Origin of the sequence: Neorhizobium fuzhouense (assembly GCF_042611105.1) — a bacterium.
Taxonomy (GTDB): domain Bacteria; phylum Pseudomonadota; class Alphaproteobacteria; order Rhizobiales; family Rhizobiaceae; genus Neorhizobium; species Neorhizobium galegae_A.
Genome location: NZ_JBHFFP010000007.1, coordinates 68,378 through 87,115, shown reverse-complemented (window position 1 = coordinate 87,115; position 18,738 = coordinate 68,378). Strand labels below are relative to the sequence as shown.

Annotated in this window: 21 protein-coding genes; 7 read left to right on the top strand and 14 right to left on the bottom strand. The window is 61.9% G+C overall.

Annotation, left to right across the window (positions count from 1 at the left end; genetic code table 11):
• Positions 1–25: 25 nt before the first annotated feature.
• From ACEXP3_RS14100 to gnd, 3 genes are all read right to left on the bottom strand, one after another.
• A complete protein-coding gene (locus ACEXP3_RS14100) occupies positions 26–361 on the bottom strand; it encodes an RcnB family protein (protein WP_377297857.1) in 336 nt (111 codons plus the stop codon).
• A gap of 205 nt (positions 362–566) precedes the next feature.
• Positions 567–1,610 (bottom strand): L-glyceraldehyde 3-phosphate reductase, encoded by a 1,044-nt coding sequence (gene mgrA / locus ACEXP3_RS14095; RefSeq protein WP_377297856.1) that lies wholly within the window; start codon positions 1,608–1,610, stop codon positions 567–569.
• Positions 1,611–1,720: 110 nt separating this feature from the next.
• Entirely contained in the window at positions 1,721–3,151 is a 1,431-nt protein-coding gene (gnd, locus tag ACEXP3_RS14090; protein WP_377297855.1) for an NADP-dependent phosphogluconate dehydrogenase, read from the bottom strand.
• Between the two features lie 202 nt (positions 3,152–3,353).
• Here gnd and ACEXP3_RS14085 point away from each other — a divergent pair, with 202 nt between their 5' ends.
• Positions 3,354–3,776, top strand: a complete 423-nt coding sequence (locus ACEXP3_RS14085) for an SRPBCC family protein (RefSeq protein ID WP_377297854.1) — start codon at positions 3,354–3,356, stop codon at positions 3,774–3,776.
• A 3-nt stretch (positions 3,777–3,779) separates the two neighbouring features.
• Here ACEXP3_RS14085 and ACEXP3_RS14080 read toward each other — a convergent pair whose 3' ends face one another.
• From ACEXP3_RS14080 to ACEXP3_RS14050, 7 genes are all read right to left on the bottom strand, one after another.
• Positions 3,780–4,715: a lipid A biosynthesis lauroyl acyltransferase gene (locus tag ACEXP3_RS14080; protein WP_377297853.1), complete on the bottom strand. Its 936-nt coding sequence runs from the start codon at positions 4,713–4,715 to the stop codon at positions 3,780–3,782.
• A gap of 4 nt (positions 4,716–4,719) precedes the next feature.
• Positions 4,720–5,748 (bottom strand): zinc-binding dehydrogenase, encoded by a 1,029-nt coding sequence (locus ACEXP3_RS14075; RefSeq protein ID WP_377297852.1) that lies wholly within the window; start codon positions 5,746–5,748, stop codon positions 4,720–4,722.
• 79 nt (positions 5,749–5,827) lie between these two features.
• Positions 5,828–7,117 carry a beta-ketoacyl-ACP synthase gene (locus ACEXP3_RS14070; RefSeq protein WP_210104802.1) on the bottom strand — a complete coding sequence of 430 codons (1,290 nt, stop codon included), beginning with the start codon at positions 7,115–7,117 and terminating at the stop codon, positions 5,828–5,830.
• A gap of 10 nt (positions 7,118–7,127) precedes the next feature.
• Positions 7,128–8,333, bottom strand: a complete 1,206-nt coding sequence (locus tag ACEXP3_RS14065) for a beta-ketoacyl-ACP synthase (protein WP_377297851.1) — start codon at positions 8,331–8,333, stop codon at positions 7,128–7,130.
• A 29-nt stretch (positions 8,334–8,362) separates the two neighbouring features.
• Positions 8,363–8,833, bottom strand: coding sequence for a 3-hydroxyacyl-ACP dehydratase FabZ family protein (locus ACEXP3_RS14060; protein WP_210104800.1), 471 nt, complete (start codon positions 8,831–8,833; stop codon positions 8,363–8,365).
• Positions 8,834–8,855: 22 nt separating this feature from the next.
• Positions 8,856–9,140, bottom strand: coding sequence for an acyl carrier protein (locus ACEXP3_RS14055; protein ID WP_210104799.1), 285 nt, complete (start codon positions 9,138–9,140; stop codon positions 8,856–8,858).
• 167 nt (positions 9,141–9,307) lie between these two features.
• Entirely contained in the window at positions 9,308–10,267 is a 960-nt protein-coding gene (locus ACEXP3_RS14050; protein ID WP_377297850.1) for a nucleoside hydrolase, read from the bottom strand.
• 210 nt (positions 10,268–10,477) lie between these two features.
• On the opposite strand from ACEXP3_RS14050, the gene ACEXP3_RS14045 reads away from it, so the two are divergent.
• On the top strand, positions 10,478–11,263 hold the full coding sequence (locus ACEXP3_RS14045) for a TSUP family transporter (RefSeq protein ID WP_377297849.1): 786 nt from the start codon (positions 10,478–10,480) through the stop codon (positions 11,261–11,263).
• A 3-nt stretch (positions 11,264–11,266) separates the two neighbouring features.
• On the opposite strand, the gene cobU is transcribed toward ACEXP3_RS14045, so the two are convergent.
• Both cobU and ACEXP3_RS14035 read right to left on the bottom strand, forming a co-directional pair.
• Positions 11,267–11,794 carry a bifunctional adenosylcobinamide kinase/adenosylcobinamide-phosphate guanylyltransferase gene (gene cobU / locus ACEXP3_RS14040; protein ID WP_377297848.1) on the bottom strand — a complete coding sequence of 176 codons (528 nt, stop codon included), beginning with the start codon at positions 11,792–11,794 and terminating at the stop codon, positions 11,267–11,269.
• Between the two features lie 459 nt (positions 11,795–12,253).
• Positions 12,254–12,535: a hypothetical protein gene (locus ACEXP3_RS14035; protein ID WP_377297847.1), complete on the bottom strand. Its 282-nt coding sequence runs from the start codon at positions 12,533–12,535 to the stop codon at positions 12,254–12,256.
• 214 nt (positions 12,536–12,749) lie between these two features.
• On the opposite strand from ACEXP3_RS14035, the gene ACEXP3_RS14030 reads away from it, so the two are divergent.
• The 4 genes from ACEXP3_RS14030 (at position 12,750) to ACEXP3_RS14015 (ending at position 16,316) form a co-directional block, all read left to right on the top strand.
• Positions 12,750–13,748, top strand: a complete 999-nt coding sequence (locus tag ACEXP3_RS14030; RefSeq protein WP_377297846.1) for an ABC transporter substrate-binding protein — start codon at positions 12,750–12,752, stop codon at positions 13,746–13,748.
• 144 nt (positions 13,749–13,892) lie between these two features.
• Positions 13,893–14,801: an ABC transporter permease gene (locus ACEXP3_RS14025; protein WP_210104793.1), complete on the top strand. Its 909-nt coding sequence runs from the start codon at positions 13,893–13,895 to the stop codon at positions 14,799–14,801.
• Positions 14,794–15,831, top strand: a complete 1,038-nt coding sequence (locus ACEXP3_RS14020; RefSeq protein ID WP_377297845.1) for a quaternary amine ABC transporter ATP-binding protein — start codon at positions 14,794–14,796, stop codon at positions 15,829–15,831. The genes ACEXP3_RS14025 and ACEXP3_RS14020 overlap by 8 nt, the downstream gene beginning before the upstream one ends.
• Positions 15,832–15,965: 134 nt before the next feature.
• A complete protein-coding gene (locus ACEXP3_RS14015) occupies positions 15,966–16,316 on the top strand; it encodes a hypothetical protein (RefSeq protein WP_210104791.1) in 351 nt (116 codons plus the stop codon).
• A 64-nt stretch (positions 16,317–16,380) separates the two neighbouring features.
• Here ACEXP3_RS14015 and ACEXP3_RS14010 read toward each other — a convergent pair whose 3' ends face one another.
• Positions 16,381–16,995: a biliverdin-producing heme oxygenase gene (locus ACEXP3_RS14010; protein ID WP_377297844.1), complete on the bottom strand. Its 615-nt coding sequence runs from the start codon at positions 16,993–16,995 to the stop codon at positions 16,381–16,383.
• A gap of 208 nt (positions 16,996–17,203) precedes the next feature.
• The gene (locus tag ACEXP3_RS14005; protein ID WP_210104789.1) at positions 17,204–17,362 is read right to left on the bottom strand and encodes an entericidin domain-containing protein; all 159 of its coding nucleotides are present in this window, start codon (positions 17,360–17,362) and stop codon (positions 17,204–17,206) included.
• A 234-nt stretch (positions 17,363–17,596) separates the two neighbouring features.
• Here ACEXP3_RS14005 and ACEXP3_RS14000 point away from each other — a divergent pair, with 234 nt between their 5' ends.
• On the top strand, positions 17,597–18,373 hold the full coding sequence (locus ACEXP3_RS14000; RefSeq protein ID WP_377297843.1) for a formyl transferase: 777 nt from the start codon (positions 17,597–17,599) through the stop codon (positions 18,371–18,373).
• The last annotated feature ends 365 nt before the right edge of the window (positions 18,374–18,738 follow it).

Genomic DNA, 18,738 nt, shown 5'->3' with positions numbered 1-18,738 from the left:
AGCCGCTTTATCGATTGGTTGGGGTTCAGCGACCAGCCACGACGCTCGCAATGATGCCGCTTGCCGCACCGATCAGCAGGAACTGGTTATCCACCCGCACCCACTGGTAACCGCGCGGCGGCGCCGACAGACGGTACTGGCGATAATCGCGGATATTGGCGAGGCGTGCGCGTTCTGCCCGCGTCAGCTTATGGCCCTTCGACCAGCGATGCTTCTGCACCACGACCTTCTTCTTCTCGATCACAACCGTGCGCTCGCTGGGGCGATGGCGGTCATGGCCAGGGCCGCGATAATCCTGCGCCTGGGCAATCGGGGCGGCCAGAATGGTGGCGGCAGTCAGAAAGGAAATCAGGACTTTCATGGGGGTGTCTCCTTGTTTTCTGTATTAGACACCCTGAACCTAGCCCTGCGGGGATGAACGACAGATGAACCTCAACATTACAATTCCGCAATGATTAAAATGGCTTGGCTGAAGAATTTAAGGTTTCCATTGAGATATTCACCCGATTTATGGGACAAAAAACCCGGCACGAGTCCGGGTTCATGATACGTCGGTCAGGCCTTTGTCAGCGTGCCGGGCCTTCCCGTTCCGCCGATTTTGCCCAGAGATTGATATCGGCATCCTTGGCAAAGACTTCGATTTCCGCCAGTTCTTCGGCGGTGAAATCAGGGCGATCGAGCGCGACGACGCAATCCACCACCTGCTCCGCACGGCTGGCACCGATCAGCGCCGAGGTTACGCGGCCACCGCGCAGCACCCAGGCGATCGCCATCTGCGCCAGCGTCTGGCCGCGCTTTTCGGCAATGGCGTTGAGGCCGCGCAGATTGTTGACATTGCGCTCGTTGAGGAAGGCCGGACGCAGCGACTTGCCCTGTGCCGCACGGCTGTCCTCGGGAATGCCGCCGAGATATTTCGACGTCAGCATGCCCTGGGCGAGCGGCGAGAAGACGATCGAGCCCATCCCGACATCATCAAGGGTATCAAGGAGGCCATCCTCCTCCACCCAGCGATTGATGATCGAATAGCTCGGCTGGTGGATGATGCAGGGCGTGCCGAGATCCTTCAGGATCGCGGCCGCTTCCCGGGTGCGCTTGGAATTATAGGACGAGATGCCGACATAGAGTGCCCGGCCGGAGCGCACGATATGATCGAGCGCGCCGCAGGTTTCTTCAAGCGGCGTATCCGGATCGAAGCGGTGCGAATAGAAGATGTCGACATAGTCGAGGCCCATGCGCTTCAGGCTCTGATCGCAGGAGGCAATGAGATACTTGCGGCTGCCCCATTCACCGTAAGGGCCCGGCCACATGTTGTAGCCGGCCTTTGAGGAGATGATCATCTCGTCGCGGTAACCGGCAAAATCGGTCTTCAGGATTTCGCCGAAGGCGGTTTCGGCGCTGCCGGGCGGCGGGCCGTAATTGTTGGCGAGATCGAAATGGGTGATGCCGAGATCGAAAGCCGTACGGCAGATGTCACGCTTGCGCTGGTGCTCGGTATCCTCACCGAAATTGTGCCAGAGGCCGAGCGAGATCGCCGGAAGCTTCAGCCCCGTGCGGCCGCAGCGGTTGTATTTCATCTTGGAATAGCGGTCTTCAGAAGGCTGCCAGGCCATGTTCGGTCTCCTCCGGATTGATGGCAGGTCCGCCCAGCGCGAAAGACGTGGACGGAAAAGCCGTGCGCAACGGTTTTGTTGCGCACGGCCGATGTGTCAGGATCAAAATCTCAGGCGTTGAGGCCGCTGCCCCAGGGCCCATGCGGCTTGTCGACGCCATCGACGCGCTCGAACCCATGGGCGCCGAAGAAATCGCGCTGTGCCTGGATGAGGTTTGCCGTGCCGCGGCCACGACGGTAGCTGTCGAAATAGGACAGCGCCGAGGCCAGTGCCGGAACCGGCAGGCCCGACATGACGGCCGTCGAGACGACGCGACGCAGCGCGCTGTCGGTTTCCTTCACAAGCGCGGCAAAGGCGGGAGTTACGATGAGGTTTGCGATATCGGGATCCTTGGTGAAGGCAGAGGTGATCTCGTCCAGGAATTCCGAGCGGATGATGCAGCCGGCGCGCCAGATCTTGGCAATCGTCGGCATCGGCAGGTTCCAGCCGTATTCCTTCGACGCGGCGGCCATGACGGCAAAACCCTGCGCATAGGCGCCGATCTTGGCGGCCAGCAGCGCGTTTTCCAGATCGTCGAGGAAGGCCATTCCGTCGATGCCCGGCATGGCAACCGTCTGCGGCAGGCCGAGGATCTGTTCGGCGGCCTCACGCTCTGTCTTCTGCGACGACAGGATACGCCCGGCAACGGCGGCCTCGATGCCGGTTGCGGCAACGCCGAGGTTCTGCGCCTCGATGACCGACCACTTGCCGGTGCCCTTCTGGCCGGCACGGTCGAGGATCACGTCGACCATCGGCTTGCCGGAAATCGGATCGGTAGCCGACAGCACCTTTTCGGTGATCTCGATCAGGTAGGAATTGAGGCGCCCCTTGTTCCAGCGGCCAAACACCTGCGAAATCTCGTCCGCCGACAGTTTCAGGCCATCGCGCAGGATGCCGTAGATTTCGGCAATCATCTGCATGTCGGCATATTCGATGCCGTTATGGATGGTCTTGACGAAGTGACCGGCGCCGTCATTGCCGAGCCAGGCGACGCACGGCTCGCCATTGTACTTGGCGGAGATCGAGGTGAGGACGTTTTCGACGCGCTTCCAGCTGTCTTCCGTGCCGCCGACCATGATGGACGGGCCATGGCGGGCACCTTCTTCGCCACCCGAAACACCCATGCCGATAAAGGTCAGCGGGCTGTCCTTCAGATTGTCGAAGCGGCGCATCGTATCGCGGAAATTGGCATTGCCGGCATCGATCATGATGTCGCCGGCCGACAGATAAGGCTTCAGGAGCTCGATCTGCTGGTCCACCGGATCCCCGGCCTTGATCATGATGATGATCGGGCGCGGCGGGCGAATGGCGGCGACGAATTCCTCCATGGTTTCGCAGGGAATGATCTGACCCTGAAGACTGCCGGCTTCGGCATAGAATTTTCGCGTCGCCTCAACCGTGCGGTTGAAGACGGCAATTTTGTTGCCCTTTTCGGCGATATTCAAGGCGAGGTTGGACCCCATGACACCGAGACCGATTAGGCCGATTTCTGCCTGTTCCACGGACATATCTCCATTGCGATTGGGTGCCTGTTTTGGCACCGCAGCTGATAAACGGCAAGGCCAAGGCTGCGCAAACCGATTAAATTCGTCGCGGCTCTTGGCATTCAGCCATTATTTTGAGCAGGGTTTTACAAGTCCGGCTTGAGAAGCGCCGGCCCCTGCACAGGACCTAACGCGCAAGACAGGACGGAGGATCCGGCACATGGAACCGATGGAAGCAAAAGCAGTCCATATCGGCATTCGGCGCGACTGGCGCGCGGTCTATGCCTTTGCCGCGCGCCCGGAAAACATCGGGCGCTGGGCGGCGGGTCTTGGCGCGGGCCTCACGCGCGATGGTCCCGACTGGCTGGCCGATGGCGGCCCGCTCGGCACGGTGCGGATCAGCTTTGCGGGGGAAAATCCGTTTGGCGTCATCGATCACGTGGTCCACATGCCGTCGGGCCTCAAGGTCCACAACGCGTTTCGCATCGTGCCGAATGGCGATGGTGCAGAAGCGATCTTCCTGCTGACCCGCCTGCCCGGCATGTCGTCGCAGCAGTTCGAGGAAGATGCGCGCCAGGTGGCCGCGGACCTGGCACGGCTGAAACAGATCCTCGAAGAGGAAAACCTTGCCGAAGACGCCTGAGGGTCAGGCCTTCAGCGTATGCTTGATATTCCAGCGGTCGTGATACCAGAGCCACTGCTCGGGATGTTCGCGCACCCAGCTTTCAACCTTGTCGTTGAGCAGCTGGCCAAGCGCCTGCACATCGACGGCGCCTTTGTCGTTGCGCGGCACGTCGATCTTCGGCTCGATTTCCAGCCGGTAGCGATTGTCAGGCAGGCGGATGCTGCGGGCGGGATAGACATCGCAATCGAACTGGCGCACGAGCTTGGCAAGGAGCGGATTGGTCTGCACCGGCTGGCCGAAAAATTGCGTGGACAGCCCCTTCTGGAACTTCTGGTCGACCAGAACGCCGATGGCCTTGCCCGCCTCCAGCTGGCGCGCCAGCGCAAAGGAGGATCCGGCATGCGACGGCACGAGTTTTCCCATGCGCGCGGCACGGAACGAAAACACTTTTTCGGCGATATACGGATTGTTCGGCGGGCGAAACATCACCGTGACATTGAGCCCGAAGGCATTGCCGGCAACCGGCAGGAGCTCGAAATTGCCGGTATGGGCGGTAAAGACGATGAAGGGACGCGGGTTTTCGCGAAGCTCCAGAAAAATCGGGATGCCCGAGACCTCGATGCGGCCGGGCGTCTCGCTCTCCGGATCAAAATCGAACAGGCGGTCGAGAAAGACATATTCGGCCGCAAGCCGCCCCATATGCCCCCAGCTGGCAAGCGCGATTGCCTCGCGCTCGCTCTCCGATTTTTCAGGATAGGCATTGGCGAGATTGGTTAGCATCAGCGTGTGGCGGCCAGTGCCCGGCCCGATGCGCCGCACCAGCCAGTCGGCAAAGCGGATGGCCGGATCGGCGGGCAGAAGCTTCAGCAGGTTGAGGAAGGAAAAGGCAAGCTGCGCCACCAGCCATTGCTGGAAATGGCGCGCCTTCAGCACAATCCTCGTCAGGAGCATTTTCAACGGGTCAATCCATCCTGAGGATGATCTTGCCAAAGATCTGACGGCTCTCCATGCGCTCCAACGCCTTGTCGATTTCGCCGAAGGTCACTTCCGTGTCGATCACTGGGTGCACGATGCCGCGCGCCATCTTCTGCATGGCGTTTGCCATGTTTTCCATGCGGCAGCCGAAGGAGCCAAGCAATTTCAGCTGCTGCTGGAACAACATCATCAGGTTGACATCGGTCGACACACCCGAGGTGGAACCGCAGGTGACGAGGCGGCCACCGCGCTTCAGGCTGAACATCGACGCGGCAAAGGTATCCTTGCCGACATGTTCGAAGACCACGTCGACGCCCTTCTTCTTCGTCAGCTTGCGCACGACGCCTTCGAACCGGTCATTGCGGTAGTTGATGACGTGATCGGCGCCGAGCGCCTTCGCCTTCTCGATCTTGTCGTCGGAGCCGACGGTGGTGATGACGGTGCAGCCGATCTTCTTGGCGAGCTGGATGGCGGCCGAACCGATGCCGGAACCGCCGGCATGGATCAGAATGGTTTCGCCGGGCTCGAGCTTCGCATTGTCGAACAGCATGTGCTCGACAGTGCCGAAGGTCACCGGTGCGAGCGCTGCGGCCACCGCATCGACACCGGGCGGGGCCGGAACGAGCTGGCGGGCGGGAATGTTGATCTTTTCCTGCGCGAAGCCATCAAGATGGAAGCCATGCACGCCGGCGACGTGTTCGCACAGATTGTCGCGGCCTTCACGGCAGGGCTTGCACAGACCGCAGGTGCGCGCGCCATAGATCGATACCAACTGACCGGGCAGCACGCTCGACACGCCGGCGCCGATCGCTTCCACGACGCCGGAAGCTTCCGCGCCGATGGTGAGCGGCATCTTGCGCTTGGCAAACGCCATGCCGCGCCAGCCCCAGACGTCGATATGGTTCAGCGCAACGGCCTTCACGCGCAGCGTCACCTCGCCCGGCGCCGGAGCGTCCGGTTCCGGAATGTCGGTCGCTTCAAGACGGCGGTCATCGATCAGTTGCAAAGCGCGCATGCGTTCTTATCCTTCGCCCGGAGGCGTGCGTTGAGGTCTTCGTGGGCGCCGGAACCGGAGCCGGGTGCTGAACCGGTGTTTAGGCCGGCTCCACCGTCATGACAAGGCTGGCGTTCTGGCCACCGAAGCCGAACGAGTTGGACAGCACCGCCGTCACCTGCTGGTCGCGCTTCACATTCGGCACGACATCCAGAACGATGGTCGGATCCGGATTGGTGTAGTTGATCGTCGGCGGCAGCGTTCCGGTCAGCATCGTCTGGATCGAAAAGACCGCTTCGACCGCACCGGCCGCCGTCAGCGTGTGGCCGATCATCGACTTGTTGGAGGAAGACGGAATGCCATCCTTCAGCCGCTCGCCGAAAACGGACAGCATGGCGCCATATTCCATCTTGTCGTTTTCCGGCGTCGAGGTGCCGTGGGCGTTGATGTAGCCGATGCGGCTTTCATCGAGACCGGCATCGTCAAGCGCTGCACGAATGGTGGCAATCGCCGGACCGCCATCCGGAGACGAGCGCGTGCGGTGGAAATGATCGGCCTTTTCGCCGCAGCCCTTGAGGATGCCCAACACCTTGGCGCCGCGGGCGACGGCCGATTCGAGCGATTCCAGCACCAGTGTCGCTGCCCCTTCGGCAATCACGAAACCGTCGCGATCCTTGCTGAAGGGTTTGGATGCCTTTTCCGGCGGATCGTTCTGGGTGGACAGCGCAGACAGAAGCGAGAAGCGGATGAGCGCTTCGGCAGACACCGAGCCATCGGTTGCAACCGTCAGCGCGCGGTCCGTCCGGCCTTGGCGAATGGCTTCGACGCCGAGCTGGATGGCCGTGGCGCCCGAAGCACAGGCCGTCGAGAGCGTGACGGGCAGGCCGCGTGTGCCGAACACGTCGGACAGCCGCTCGGAGATCGAGCCGAACTGCGCGGCTTCCAGAAACACCGGATCGGGCCGCTCGCGCATGGCAGCCAGGAACCGCTCATACGCATCGCCTTCCGTCTTGGCCGACGGCGCGCGGTCGGCAAGCTCGAAGCGGGCACTCCATTCCGGTTCGACCGGGGGAGCTGCGAGAAACAGCGGACCTGCGAAATCACCGGAGAGCCCGGCCTGCGCCAGAGCCTCGCGCGTCGTTTCGCGGGCAAAGGCGAACGAGCGCTCGACGGAATTGGGGTGCGGAACCTCGATGAAATCCACCGTGCCGCAAATGCGGGTGGAAAGACCATCGGTAGGGAAGCGCGTGATCTTGTGGATGCCGGAGGTGCCGGAGGTGAGCGCTGCCCAGTTATCGGTGAGCCCCTGGCCCAGCGACGTGATGACGCCCATGCCGGTGACGGCGACAATCGGCCGGCCGAGATGATCCTTGAAAGCTGTGCTTGTCATGATGAAATCCTCAGCCGTTTGCCGACAGGACGGCAAGGCCTTCGCCGCGCATATAGCCGACCGTGGTGACGACGGCATGGCTTGCACCACCGCTCATCGGGCGCTCATGATCGGTATCGAAAGCCGGTACGTGGGCATGGTTATCAAGGGCAAGGGCTGCCAGCGCAAGGCCGAGCGGGAACTGCGCTTCCATGGCATGGCCGGTGACCCCGCCATAGCCGCGAATGGCGGCACCCGGAAATTCGGCTTCAAGCGCTGCCCGCTCGCGCGCGGCAAGATCCACAACGCCGCTCGAGCCGGAAAATACAACGAGATCACCAGGCGTCACATCCGAGGCGAGGTTCGACATGCGGCCAAGCCGGGCTTCGAGCCCACGGTCCTCGCGGCTGCCGCGATCGCCTTCGATCGCATCGACCACCGCGTAAATGTGAGCGCCGCGCGTTTCGGCATGGGTGCGCGATTCCATGACGAGGAAGGCGCCGACGGAGCCCATCATCATGCCGCCGCCGTTTTCGATGGCGCGCGACCAGAGCGGATGCCAGTCGCCGGTTGCATGGGCGCGGATGCCCTCGACCAGGAGGATGATATCGGCACGTTCGGCGACAAAGGCGCCGCCGACGAGCGAATGGGTCGACTGGCCGGCCTTGATGCGGTGATAGGCGGTCTCGACTGCGGAAATACCGGCGGCCTCTTCGCCCATGAAGGTGCGCGAGGAACCGGTGACCTTGTGGACGATGGAGATATTGCCGGCCATCAGGTTCGACAGCTGCGCGAGAAACAGCGTCGGGCGCAGTTCCGTCGTCAGCTTTTCGTTCAAGAGCTGTTCGCGGTCGTTGCGCTTCAGGGCCTCATCGACGATCAGCGAATCGACCTTGATGTCGCGTTCGCCGCCGCCGGCTGCCACGATCATGTCCATCGAGCCGCAGGCTTCGGCATTGTCCTTCAGCCCTGCGTCATCCAGGGCAAGACCGGCTGCGAACACGCCGAGGCGCTGCCAGTTTTCCATCTGGCGCTGGTCGCCGCGCTTGGCGATCTGGGCGGACCAGTCGATTTCCGGCATCGGGTGGACGGGATAGGGCTTGAAGCGTTCCGTCTCGATCGGCGGGCGGGCCACGGCGGCACCGGTCAGAAGCGCCACATGCGGCTCCTTGCCGACGCCCTGACAGGTGACGATGCCGACACCGGTGATCACGACATCCTTGTCTGAACTGCTCATCTTGAGGTCGATCCTTTTTATGCCGGCCCTTATCGCTGGCCCAGCGCATCCATGAGGCCGACTTCGCCGGCGCGCTTGCGCACGATATCGGCCAGCGGCACCTCGTCGAACGGCATGGTGCGCAATTTCAGCTGCGCGTCGCAGACCTTCTTGCCCGCAGAGGTGATCTTCGCCTTGGTGACCGCGTAGCCGGATCCCTCATGCTCCAGAAACACCTCGATGTCGAGAACGGCATCGGGTTCAACGAAAGCGCGCATCTTGGCGCCATCGACGGACATCAGAAACGGCATGGCGGCAAAATTGCTCGACGCCAGCACCATGAACCCGCTTGCCTGCGCCATCGTCTCGATGAGGAGAACACCCGGCACCAGAGGCATGCCGGGAAAATGGCCTTCGAAGACAGGGCTTTGCGAGGGCACGACGGAGCGCGCCTTCAGCGTTTTTGCCTCAAGATCGACCGCTTCGACGCGATCGATCATCTGGAAATATTCAAGAAGCATCAGGCTTGGCCGGCAAGGCGTTTCAGCCCTTGGCCGCCTTCAACTCGTCGATCTTGGCGCAGAGGTTCTTCAGCACGAAGTATTCCTCGGTGGAAACCTTGCCTTCGTTGACTTCCTGTGTCCACTGCTCGAGCGGGATCTTGATGCCGAATTCCTTGTCGATCGCAAAGACGATGTCGAGGAAGTCGAGGCTGTCGATGCCAAGATCGTCGATCGTGTGGCTTTCCGGCGTAATGGTTTCGCGGTCGATCTCGCTGGTTTCTGCGATGATATCGGCGACTTTATCGAAGGTAGCGGTCACGCTCATGTCCTCTGAGTTCTGATTGTTAGGGTTCCACATAGGGAAAAGACGCTTCGATGCCAATGGGCTGCGACGCGCAAGTTCAAATTTTGCACCTGAACTGTTGCCGAAACAGCATCCGGCGCTATGGCGGCGTGGTCGATCGGGACCAAAGGCGGGCCGAAGCCCTTGCGTCAGGCGGCGCGAGCGTCGACCAGGGCTGCCCGGATAACCTCGAGCACGCCCTCAGGACGCACGCCGACGGTCACCTTCTGGCTTGGAAAACCATCCCAGGCACCCGGCGGAAAGCCGCGGCCATCCGGCTTCTGGATCGTCTGGCCATCGGCAATGCCGCCGCAGACGACGCGGATGGCACCGCTTCTGGTGTCGAACAGGTCCGGACGCACGAGGTAGACGCAGGCGCAGCTGTCATGCACCACCATGCCGTCGGCGACACGGGTCTTGTAGAAATCGATGTAGAGCTGGGAAATATCCGAGAGCAGCCGGATTTCAGGCGCGCCCGAGGCGACCATCTCGGCTAGGAACCCGCTCGTCATCACCGTCTGCAGCGTCACGTCGAGACCGACAACCACGACCGGCCAGGCGGCGGTGAACACGATATCGGCGGCTTCCGGATCGCCATGGATATTGGCCTCGGCGGCCGGCGAGACATTGCCGTTCACATTGAACGCGCCGCCCATGATGACGACCTGCTTGACGAGACCGGCAATCTCCGGATCCGCCTTCAGCGCCAGCGCAAGGTTCGTCATGCGGCCAACGGCAATCAGCGTGATCTCGCCCGGATGGGCACGCACGGTGTCGATGATGAACTGGAATGCCGGACGCGGATCTTTTTCGCGCGACAGAGCGTCCGGGACCGGCACGTCGCCGATGCCGTTATGGCCGTGTATGGCGGTCGGCCAGTAGGCGCCGCCGCGGGCCGGATCGAATGTCTGGCCTGCCCCTTCGGCAACCGGCGCCGGAATATTCCAGGCTTCGCCCAGGTAAAGCGCATTGCGGGTGGTGATCTCGATCGGTGCATTGCCGAAGACGGTCGTCACACCCACAAGGTCGATCTCAGGGTGCTTGTGAAGGAAGAGAAGCGCCATCGCATCATCGATGCCCGGATCCGTATCGAAAATCACCTTGTGCATGCTGAACTGTCCTGCCGGTTTTGAAGTGCGGCACAATAGCGCCGAACGCCGCCGACGCAAGCCCGGCGGGCGGTCGCCCGCACAGGATCACGGAAAGGAGGGCAAAGGCCGCGCCATACGCTTGCGACAGATGCGCCGAAGTGCCAGAAGGCGGCGTCCACCCCTGCCGATCCTGCCACCCACGCCCGCCCTGCCCCCGAAAGTTCATCCGTGCACGACCTTGCCCCCCAGATCCTCGCGCTGCTCTTCCTGGCGGCGATCCTTGCCGGCTTCATCGATTCGATCGCCGGTGGCGGCGGCCTGATCACGGTGCCCTGCCTGCTGCTCGCTGGCGTGCCGCCGCTCGAAGCAATCGCCACCAACAAGGTTCAGGGACCGTTCGGCACTGCGTCCGCCACTCTTGCCTATGCAAGGCGCGGCCATGTGAAGCTGAAGGAACAGCTGCCGATGGCCCTCATCGCAATGCTGGCCGGCGGCATGGGAGCGCTGATTGCATCCCACGTGCCGGGGCGCCTTCTGGGGGCCGCCATTCCGTTTCTTCTGGTTGCCATCGCGCTCTTCTTTGCCCTGAAACCCAATCTCTCCGACAAGGACAGCACGCGCCGCATCTCGCCCGCCATCTTTGCCGTGACGGCGGTTCCTTTCGTCGCGCTTTATGACGGGATTTTCGGCCCGGGCGCCGGCTCGTTCTACATGCTGGGCTTCGTGCTGCTGGCAGGCTTCGGCATGCTGAAGGCGACCGCCCACACGAAGCTTCTCAACCTCGGCTCCAATCTCGGTTCACTCGCCGTCTTTGCGGTGAACGGCGCGATCCTCTGGAAGGTCGGGGTGATCATGGGCGTGGGGCAGTTGATCGGCGCACAGATCGGCTCGCGCCTTGCCATGCGCGGCGGCGCCCGTCTCATCAAGCCGCTGCTGGTCATCTCCTGCCTCGCCATGGCCACCAAACTCGTCGCCGATCCGACGCATCCGATCCGCCTCTGGCTTGGCCTCTGAGGCTTATCCCTTCATCTTCAGCGGCAAGCCGGCAGCGACGAAGAAAACCGTATCGGATACCGCCGCGAGCTGCTGGTGCAGACGCCCGGCATAATCCCGAAACTGCCGTGCCATCCGGTTTTCCGGCACGATGCCAAGGCCGACTTCGTTGGAGACGAAGACGACAGGGCCAGACAGCCGGTCGAGCGACGCGACCATCTGCTGTGCCTCCTCCTCCACCGGGCGCTCGGCCATCATCAGATTGGTAAGCCAGAGCGTCAGGCAATCGACAAGCACGATCCGATCCGGGGACGCGATCTCCGTAAGGGCAGCGGCAAGATCGATGGGTACGTCGTGGGTCACCCAGCCATCGCCACGATCGGCACGGTGCTGCGCGATGCGATGCCGCATCTCGTCGTCCCAGGCCTGCCCCGTCGCCACGTAATGTTTCTGGAGGCCGCTTTCCGTGGCGAGGCCTTCGGCAAATCGGGATTTTCCCGAGCGGGCGCCGCCCAGCACGAAGGTGATCTTGCCGGAATGCTCAATTGCCATGCTCTGCGCCATGAAATGTCGGGTAAGAATGGGACGGACCAGGCTTGCCGCATCGCCCGCGTGAAGGAGTGGCAAATTCGTAGGAAAAGAGGTCGCCACCCCGGCTGATCACGTGCACAATCCGAAAGCCATCGGCTGGAAGCCTGCAGAGAGAGCGGCACCTGCACGCCCACACCCTGCCCGCCATGATCCTGTTCTCCACCGGAGAACGCCGATTGGTCCGTCCAGCCCTGCTGCGACGTCCCGGACGCAGCAAAACCTAAAAGAGAGTGCGGCAGGTCAGACACACTGTCAACCTTCACCGACGCTCGTGTTCATCATGATGGTTAAAACGGCCGCACCTCACACCACCAAAGATGGTGGCCGGCAGCAAAAAGGAGAGCGATCTGGCTCCGGGACGCAATACCTATCCGGAGCCATGGGCTTGACGCCTCGTCAGACTGAATAGCCGTCCATTCGTTACCGACCGGTTATTAAGGCGGCGATTTTTTCGATTTTCTCACGCCGGCTTCGATATTTTTTTGACGGGCGAGAAAGGGCGCTAATCAGATAGCATGTGTCAAACTTCAGGCGTGACTTTTGGGCGATTTTGAAAGCCTTGCCGGCTGCATGACAAGCGCCGCCGACAATAGCGGCAGCCTGCACCGCAAGTGGCGTCTTTTGATGCAGAATACCCGGTTTGCGAGCGCCCTCACCCCTTGCTAGCGGCGGCACCTCCTCCCGGGCAAGGTTGATTTTCAACACGAAACGCTTAGGCTCACATCCCTGTCACATGCACGGGTCAAAATCCGCAGCAAGCGGAAACCCGAAGCAACGGCGCCCGCATCAGCAGACATGACATAAGGTCCGCCACCGAAGCGGACCCGCTTTTTAAGTACCTGCAAGACAACAGACCGTTCGTTCCGCGACGCAAGCTCCATTTTGACAACCATCAAAGACTGGGAGGTCTTAGACGATGAAAACACTTCTCGCTTCCACCGCACTCGCGGCTGGTCTCTATGCCATGGCAGGCAACGCCCAGGCGGCCGGTTGCGGCGACGTCTCCATCGCCGAAATGAACTGGGCGTCTGCCGGCGTGGCAGCCCAGGTCGACAAGATCATCCTGGAAAAAGGCTATGGCTGCACCGTGACGCTGGTCACCGGCGATACGATGCCGACCTTCACCTCGATGAACGAAAAGGGCCAGCCGGACGTGGCGCCGGAACTCTGGGTCAATGCGGTGCGCACGCCGCTCGATGCCGCTGTCAGCGAGGGCCGGCTGATCATAGCCGCGGAAATTTTGGCCGATGGCGCGGTCGAAGGCTGGTGGATCCCGAAATTCCTCGCTGACGCCCATCCGGACATCAAGACCGTCCAGGACGCGCTGAAACATCCCGAACTGTTCCCCGCACCGGAAGATGCCTCCAGGGGCGCCGTTTCCAACTGCCCGTCGGGCTGGAACTGCCAGGTCTCGACGGCCAACCTCTACCGGGCGCTCGGCGCCAAGGACAAGGGCTTCGATCTGGTGGACACCGGCTCGGCGGCCGGTCTTGACGGCTCCATCGCCGGCGCCTTTGCCAAGAAGACCGGCTGGCTCGGCTATTACTGGGCGCCGACAGCCATCCTCGGCAAATACGAAATGGCCAAGCTCTCCTTCGGCGTCCCGCATGACAAGGCGGACTGGGATGCCTGCACGGCCGTGCCGGATTGTCCCAACCCGAAGGTCAATTCCTACCCCACCTCGCAGGCCTATACCGTCATCACCAAGCAGTTTTCCGAAAAGGCAGGCGTCGCGCTGGATTACGTCAAGGCGCGCAAATGGGGCAATGCCATGGTGAACTCCATCCTCGCCTGGCAGGACGCCAACCAGGGCACCAACGAGGACGCCGCCAAATACTTCCTGAAGAACAACCCGGATGTCTGGACGACCTGGGTGAGCCCCGAGGCCGCCACCAAGGTGAAGGCCGCCCTTTGAGGCAGCGCCCTGCGCATGACTGATCTTTTGTCCGCCGGCCTTCCCTCAAGGGAGGCCGGCTGCAATCGGCTGGCGGACGGGGATCCGCATCATGCACACGCTCAACTGCCAGCCCAAAAAGTCTTGAAATAACGAGGGGATGAAATGGCGACCTGCACCGTGCTGCCGGACATAGCCTGCAACTTTCCGGCCATCAGCGACCAGACGATCCGCATGGCCCGCAAGACGATCGACGACGGGTTCAAGGGCCTCGTGCGCCAATATGCCGAGGTGATCGATGCGGTGGTTCAGCCTCTACAATGGTTCCTGAACTATCTGGAGCGGCTGTTTACCAGCTCTGCCTGGATTGTCGTGCTCGTCGTGATGCTGGCAATCGTTTACCTCGCCAGCCGCAGCAAGACGATCACGCTCGGAACTGCGCTCGGCATGGCCGCCATCGGGCTGGTCGGGCTCTGGCAGGATACGATGGTCACACTTGCCATCGTCACCGTCTCCACCCTGATCGCCATTCTGATCGGCCTGCCGATCGGTATCGTCATGGCGCGCTCCAACCGTGTGCAGGCGGTGGTGAACCCGGTGCTCGACGTGATGCAGACCATGCCGAGCTTCGTCTACCTGATCCCTGTGGTGGTGATCTTCGGCATCGGCAAGGTGCCGGGACTGATTGCCGTCGTCATCTATGCCGTGCCGCCGATGATCCGGCTGACCAATCTCGGCATCCGCCTGGTCGATCGCGACGTGCTGGAAGCGGCCGATGCGTTCGGCTCCTCGCCCGCGCAAAAGCTCTGGAACGTGCAGATCCCGCTTGCCCTTCCCACCATCATGGCCGGCATCAACCAGACCATCATGATGTCGCTCGCCATGGTCGTCGTCGCCTCCATGGTCGGCGTCGGCGGGCTCGGCAAGAATACGCTGCAGGCGATCAACAACCAGTTCTTCACTTTCGGTTTCCTCAACGGCTTTGCCCTGGTTGCGATTGCCATCATTTTCGATCGCGCCAGCCAGGCGTTCGGCAAGCGGCTGCAGAAACATTCCGAGGTGGTGCATGGCTAGTCACGGCATCGAGATCCGCGGTCTCTACAAGATTTTCGGCAGCAGGGGCGCAAGCTATATCGACGCCGTCAAGGCGGGCATGAGCAAGGCGGAGCTGAACGAGACCCATGGCCATGTGCTGGGGCTGAAGGACATCAACATCTCCATGCCGGGCGGTGCGATCACCGTCGTGATGGGCCTGTCCGGCTCCGGAAAATCCACCCTCATCCGCCACATCAACCGCCTGATCGAGCCGACGGCCGGCGAAGTGGTCTATGACGGCGCCGATATCTGCCGGATGAACCAGAGCCAGCTTCGCGAGTTCCGCCGCCACAAGACGGCGATGGTGTTTCAGAAATTTGCGCTCCTGCCGCATCGGACGGTTCTGGAAAACACCGTCTATGGGCTGGATATACAGGGTGTTGCGCGAGCAGACAGCCTGAAGACGGGGCGCCACTGGATCGATCGCGTCGGTCTTTCCGGTTTCGAGAACCATTATCCGAACCAGCTTTCCGGCGGCATGCAGCAAAGAGTGGGGCTTGCGCGGGCGCTTGCCACCGACGCCGACATTCTGCTGATGGACGAGGCCTATTCGGCGCTTGATCCGCTCATTCGCGTCGACATGCAGGCCGTGCTTCTCGATCTGCAGGCGGAGTTGAAGAAGACCGTCGTCTTCATCACCCACGACCTTGACGAGGCGCTCAGGCTTGGGGACCGCATCGCCATCCTGCGCGATGGACAGGTGGTGCAGCAGGGCAGCGGACAGGAGATCGTGCTCAAGCCCGCCGACGCCTACATCGCGTCCTTCGTGCGAGAGGTCAATCGGGGCCGAATCATTCAGGCAAGGACGGTCATGACGCCTTTGGAGAGCGTCGAAGGCCCCGCCCCGGGCTTTACGGTGGACGCGGCAATGACGCTTGAAACGGCCGCACGACAGATGACGCTTGCCAATGTCACGGCAGCCATTGTCGTGGATGAGGCGGGCCAGCCGCTTGGCCGGCTGGATTTCGCGACATTGATCTCCGCCATGGTGACGCCAACGGCCTGCTAGCACTCCTGCTAGCACTAGGGAGTGCCGCGCCAGCTTGCCACAAGGTTCCTGCGCTTTCGTGCCTGTCCAAAGACCATTAGACCGTCTGCATATGCGTCATCGGACGCTGTTCAGACCACCAACAGGACAGGCCGATGCCCGAGATTGCTTCCCTTGCCAACCGAGAAACCGTGGCCGACGCGCTTGCGGCTCTGCTTCCGGAAAACCAGTCCTTCCTGCAACTGATGATGGAAAATCCGAAATCCGACGAGGCGCTTCTCGACGGATTGCATCTCTATCTCAATCGCGCGGCAGGCTCGACGTTTCTGCATTCGCTGAAACTGCAGAAATGCGGCGAATGGATCGGCAAGACGGCACCGGCGCGCCTGCAGGTGCGCCTTTCGGAAGCCTCCAAGTCCAGCCAGCATCCGGCTTTTGCAGCCTTCAAGGACGGTCTTCAACGATCCGGCGGGCTGGCGCGCGCCTATCCGAAGGCGCCTGTGTAAGGCGCAAGGGGACATGTCGCTGACGAGGCCGGCAGACCGGGCTTGCCGCCTGCCTTACCGTTGCTCAGGCAAAGCATTCCTCGGCAAGCGCATGGACGCGCCGGAAGGCGGCCTCGGCACCGGTGATGGCACGCTGTTCGGCTTCGCCCGACAGGTCTATGCCATCGAGAGCAGCCGTGAACGTGCGCCAGTGAAGGCCGCGCCCGGTCGGTGAGCCGGCCAGATGGCGGGCTCCGAAATTTTCGTCTAGGCCGAGTTTGGCTGCATATTTCAGAAGGAAGGCCGCACCGAGGTTGGACCCCTCGATGACGTAGAGCCAGCCGAGCGCTTCGGCGAGATCAATGGACTGCCCGGCGGCAAAGATCGGCGGCTCCGACGCGTCCGGAACGGCAAGGCCGAGATCCGCCAGATCCTGGCCCACGAAAGCCAAGCGATTGCGTCCGGCCAAGTCCGGCAGAAGCGCATCCAGATCGGCATTGGAAAACAGCGCGTCGAGATCCCGATGGAAGCGGTATTGCAGGATGAGGAACCGCCCGTAGCTTTCCCGGTCGGCGAATGGATTTGCGCGCATGATCCTCTGGTCAAGACGCTCATGCGCCGAATGCGTTGCCGCCTTCAACCGCTTCGTGCGGCTTTCCTCGGCCAGGTGGGGTCTGTCCAGAACTTCTGCTGCGCTCATCTTGATCGCGATCCCTTCAATACGACGGCCCGGGCTTTTGAGGATAAAGACGCGTGGTCGATCGTCCCGCCCTGTCGGCTGATATCAGCTTGTCCGGGGTGCGGCAACAAACATGACAAAATTTATCACCAATAAAATCCGACGCCCGAACCAGACGCAAAAAGGCCGGTCGAGCGGACCGGCCTTGTTGCAGAACCCGTACTTTGCCTTAGCGCGCGGCGCGCTCGACGCGATGGCCGGCATCCTGCGTGGCGTTGACGGTGTTTGCAGTATCCTGACCCATGCCACGGATCGTGTTGCCGCAGGACGAGAGGGACAGTGTCGCGGTGAAGACTGCGGCGAGTACGGTGAGGGTCTTGGCCGTCATTGGGAAATTCTCCGGGGGTGATGGACAGGATTGTGTCGGGAAAGTGTGTTTCCGCCTCTGGAACGTATGAGGCGGCAAAAAGTTCACGGCCCTCATCATCTCTTTTTCGGCCGGACCCGGCTTTCTCGCCGACAAGCCCAAAAATGTAGATGTCCAGACTTTGTCTTAACCTTTTTTTCTGCGCATGCGCGCATAAATGCACACGGGGAAGAGGCCGCAGAGAACAGGGTGGGGATGCAGCACAGACGCGAGGCAAAAGTAGTTGTGTTGACGTCCGGCGGGCTCAATCCACAGGTGATGATTAACGCGCTGGCCAAGTGCTTTCCAAAGCTACAGGTCCTTCAGGAGGACGCCGAGCCCAAGCGGGCGATTTACCGGCGACGCGCCAAGCGCCTCGGCCGGCTGACGGCCCTTGGCCAATTGGCGACCATGGCCTTGTCGCGGTTAGCCAAGCAGATGACGCTCACCCGGACGGAAGAGATTCTGGAGGAATACCGGCTCTGGGCCGGCGCCGATGCCTCGATCAGAACCACGCGCGTCTCCTCGCTCAACAGCCGCGAAGCGCAGGCGGAAATCCTGCGCCTGAAGCCGGACGTCGTCTTCCTCATCTCCTGCCGCGCCCTCTCCCGCGGCACGCTCGCCGCGATTTCCTGTCCGATCCTCAATTTCCACGCGGGCATCAACCCGATGTACAGGGGACAGATGGGCGGATACTGGGCGCTGGCGGAGCGCGACGCAGCCAATTTCGGCGCCACGGTGCACCTCGTCGATGCGGGGCTCGATACGGGCGACACGCTGTACGAAGTGCGGCCATCGCCCTCGCGGCGCGATTCGATTGTCACCTATCCGCTGCTGCTGACCGCGGCCGGCACGCAGATTTCCATCCGCGCCATCGATGATGCACTGCTTGGCCAGTTGCAGCCTTACCGGCCGCCCGGCCGCTCCGTGCTGCGCTATCCTCCCCCCATCTGGACCTATCTCCTCAACGGCCTGACCCGCGGCATCTGGTAACTCAGAGACAGCCGCCAGCCCCGCCCCCGGTCCTTGCAGGCCCGCAGCCGGCCGGGCATCGAGGCCCCGCGCGTGCGCACAAAACTTGGGCAGGTTCGCACAGGATTTAATCGCTAATAAAGCGATACGTGGAATGCCGATCCGCGACACAGTCCCGCCTGGTCATGACGATCCCGCGGCGGGGGCAGAAAGGCAGCATGATGCAATATGATTGGACTGGCGTGGAGCATCGCCGCCGCATGGTCATGCGTTCCAGTTTCGCCATCGCGACCGTCCTGGTGGTGGCGACGCTGACGGTGCTGGGTGTGATATGAAGAGTGGCCCGTGCCGTGACACTCCGCCCGTTCGCCAAGGAGACGAGGAAC

What these genes read in the sequence shown, in the direction of transcription:
- ACEXP3_RS14100 (WP_377297857.1), bottom strand. Translation starts at nt 361, where the DNA reads ATGAAAGTCCTGATTTCCTTTCTGACTGCCGCCACCATTCTGGCCGCC.
- mgrA (WP_377297856.1), bottom strand. Translation starts at nt 1,610, where the DNA reads ATGGCCTGGCAGCCTTCTGAAGACCGCTATTCCAAGATGAAATACAAC.
- ACEXP3_RS14085 (WP_377297854.1), top strand. Translation starts at nt 3,354, where the DNA reads ATGGAACCGATGGAAGCAAAAGCAGTCCATATCGGCATTCGGCGCGAC.
- ACEXP3_RS14075 (WP_377297852.1), bottom strand. Translation starts at nt 5,748, where the DNA reads ATGCGCGCTTTGCAACTGATCGATGACCGCCGTCTTGAAGCGACCGAC.
- ACEXP3_RS14070 (WP_210104802.1), bottom strand. Translation starts at nt 7,117, where the DNA reads ATGACAAGCACAGCTTTCAAGGATCATCTCGGCCGGCCGATTGTCGCC.
- ACEXP3_RS14065 (WP_377297851.1), bottom strand. Translation starts at nt 8,333, where the DNA reads ATGAGCAGTTCAGACAAGGATGTCGTGATCACCGGTGTCGGCATCGTC.
- ACEXP3_RS14060 (WP_210104800.1), bottom strand. Translation starts at nt 8,833, where the DNA reads ATGCTTCTTGAATATTTCCAGATGATCGATCGCGTCGAAGCGGTCGAT.
- ACEXP3_RS14055 (WP_210104799.1), bottom strand. Translation starts at nt 9,140, where the DNA reads ATGAGCGTGACCGCTACCTTCGATAAAGTCGCCGATATCATCGCAGAA.
- ACEXP3_RS14050 (WP_377297850.1), bottom strand. Translation starts at nt 10,267, where the DNA reads ATGCACAAGGTGATTTTCGATACGGATCCGGGCATCGATGATGCGATG.
- cobU (WP_377297848.1), bottom strand. Translation starts at nt 11,794, where the DNA reads ATGGCAATTGAGCATTCCGGCAAGATCACCTTCGTGCTGGGCGGCGCC.
- ACEXP3_RS14030 (WP_377297846.1), top strand. Translation starts at nt 12,750, where the DNA reads ATGAAAACACTTCTCGCTTCCACCGCACTCGCGGCTGGTCTCTATGCC.
- ACEXP3_RS14025 (WP_210104793.1), top strand. Translation starts at nt 13,893, where the DNA reads ATGGCGACCTGCACCGTGCTGCCGGACATAGCCTGCAACTTTCCGGCC.
- ACEXP3_RS14020 (WP_377297845.1), top strand. Translation starts at nt 14,794, where the DNA reads ATGGCTAGTCACGGCATCGAGATCCGCGGTCTCTACAAGATTTTCGGC.
- ACEXP3_RS14015 (WP_210104791.1), top strand. Translation starts at nt 15,966, where the DNA reads ATGCCCGAGATTGCTTCCCTTGCCAACCGAGAAACCGTGGCCGACGCG.
- ACEXP3_RS14010 (WP_377297844.1), bottom strand. Translation starts at nt 16,995, where the DNA reads ATGAGCGCAGCAGAAGTTCTGGACAGACCCCACCTGGCCGAGGAAAGC.
- ACEXP3_RS14005 (WP_210104789.1), bottom strand. Translation starts at nt 17,362, where the DNA reads ATGACGGCCAAGACCCTCACCGTACTCGCCGCAGTCTTCACCGCGACA.
- ACEXP3_RS14000 (WP_377297843.1), top strand. Translation starts at nt 17,597, where the DNA reads ATGCAGCACAGACGCGAGGCAAAAGTAGTTGTGTTGACGTCCGGCGGG.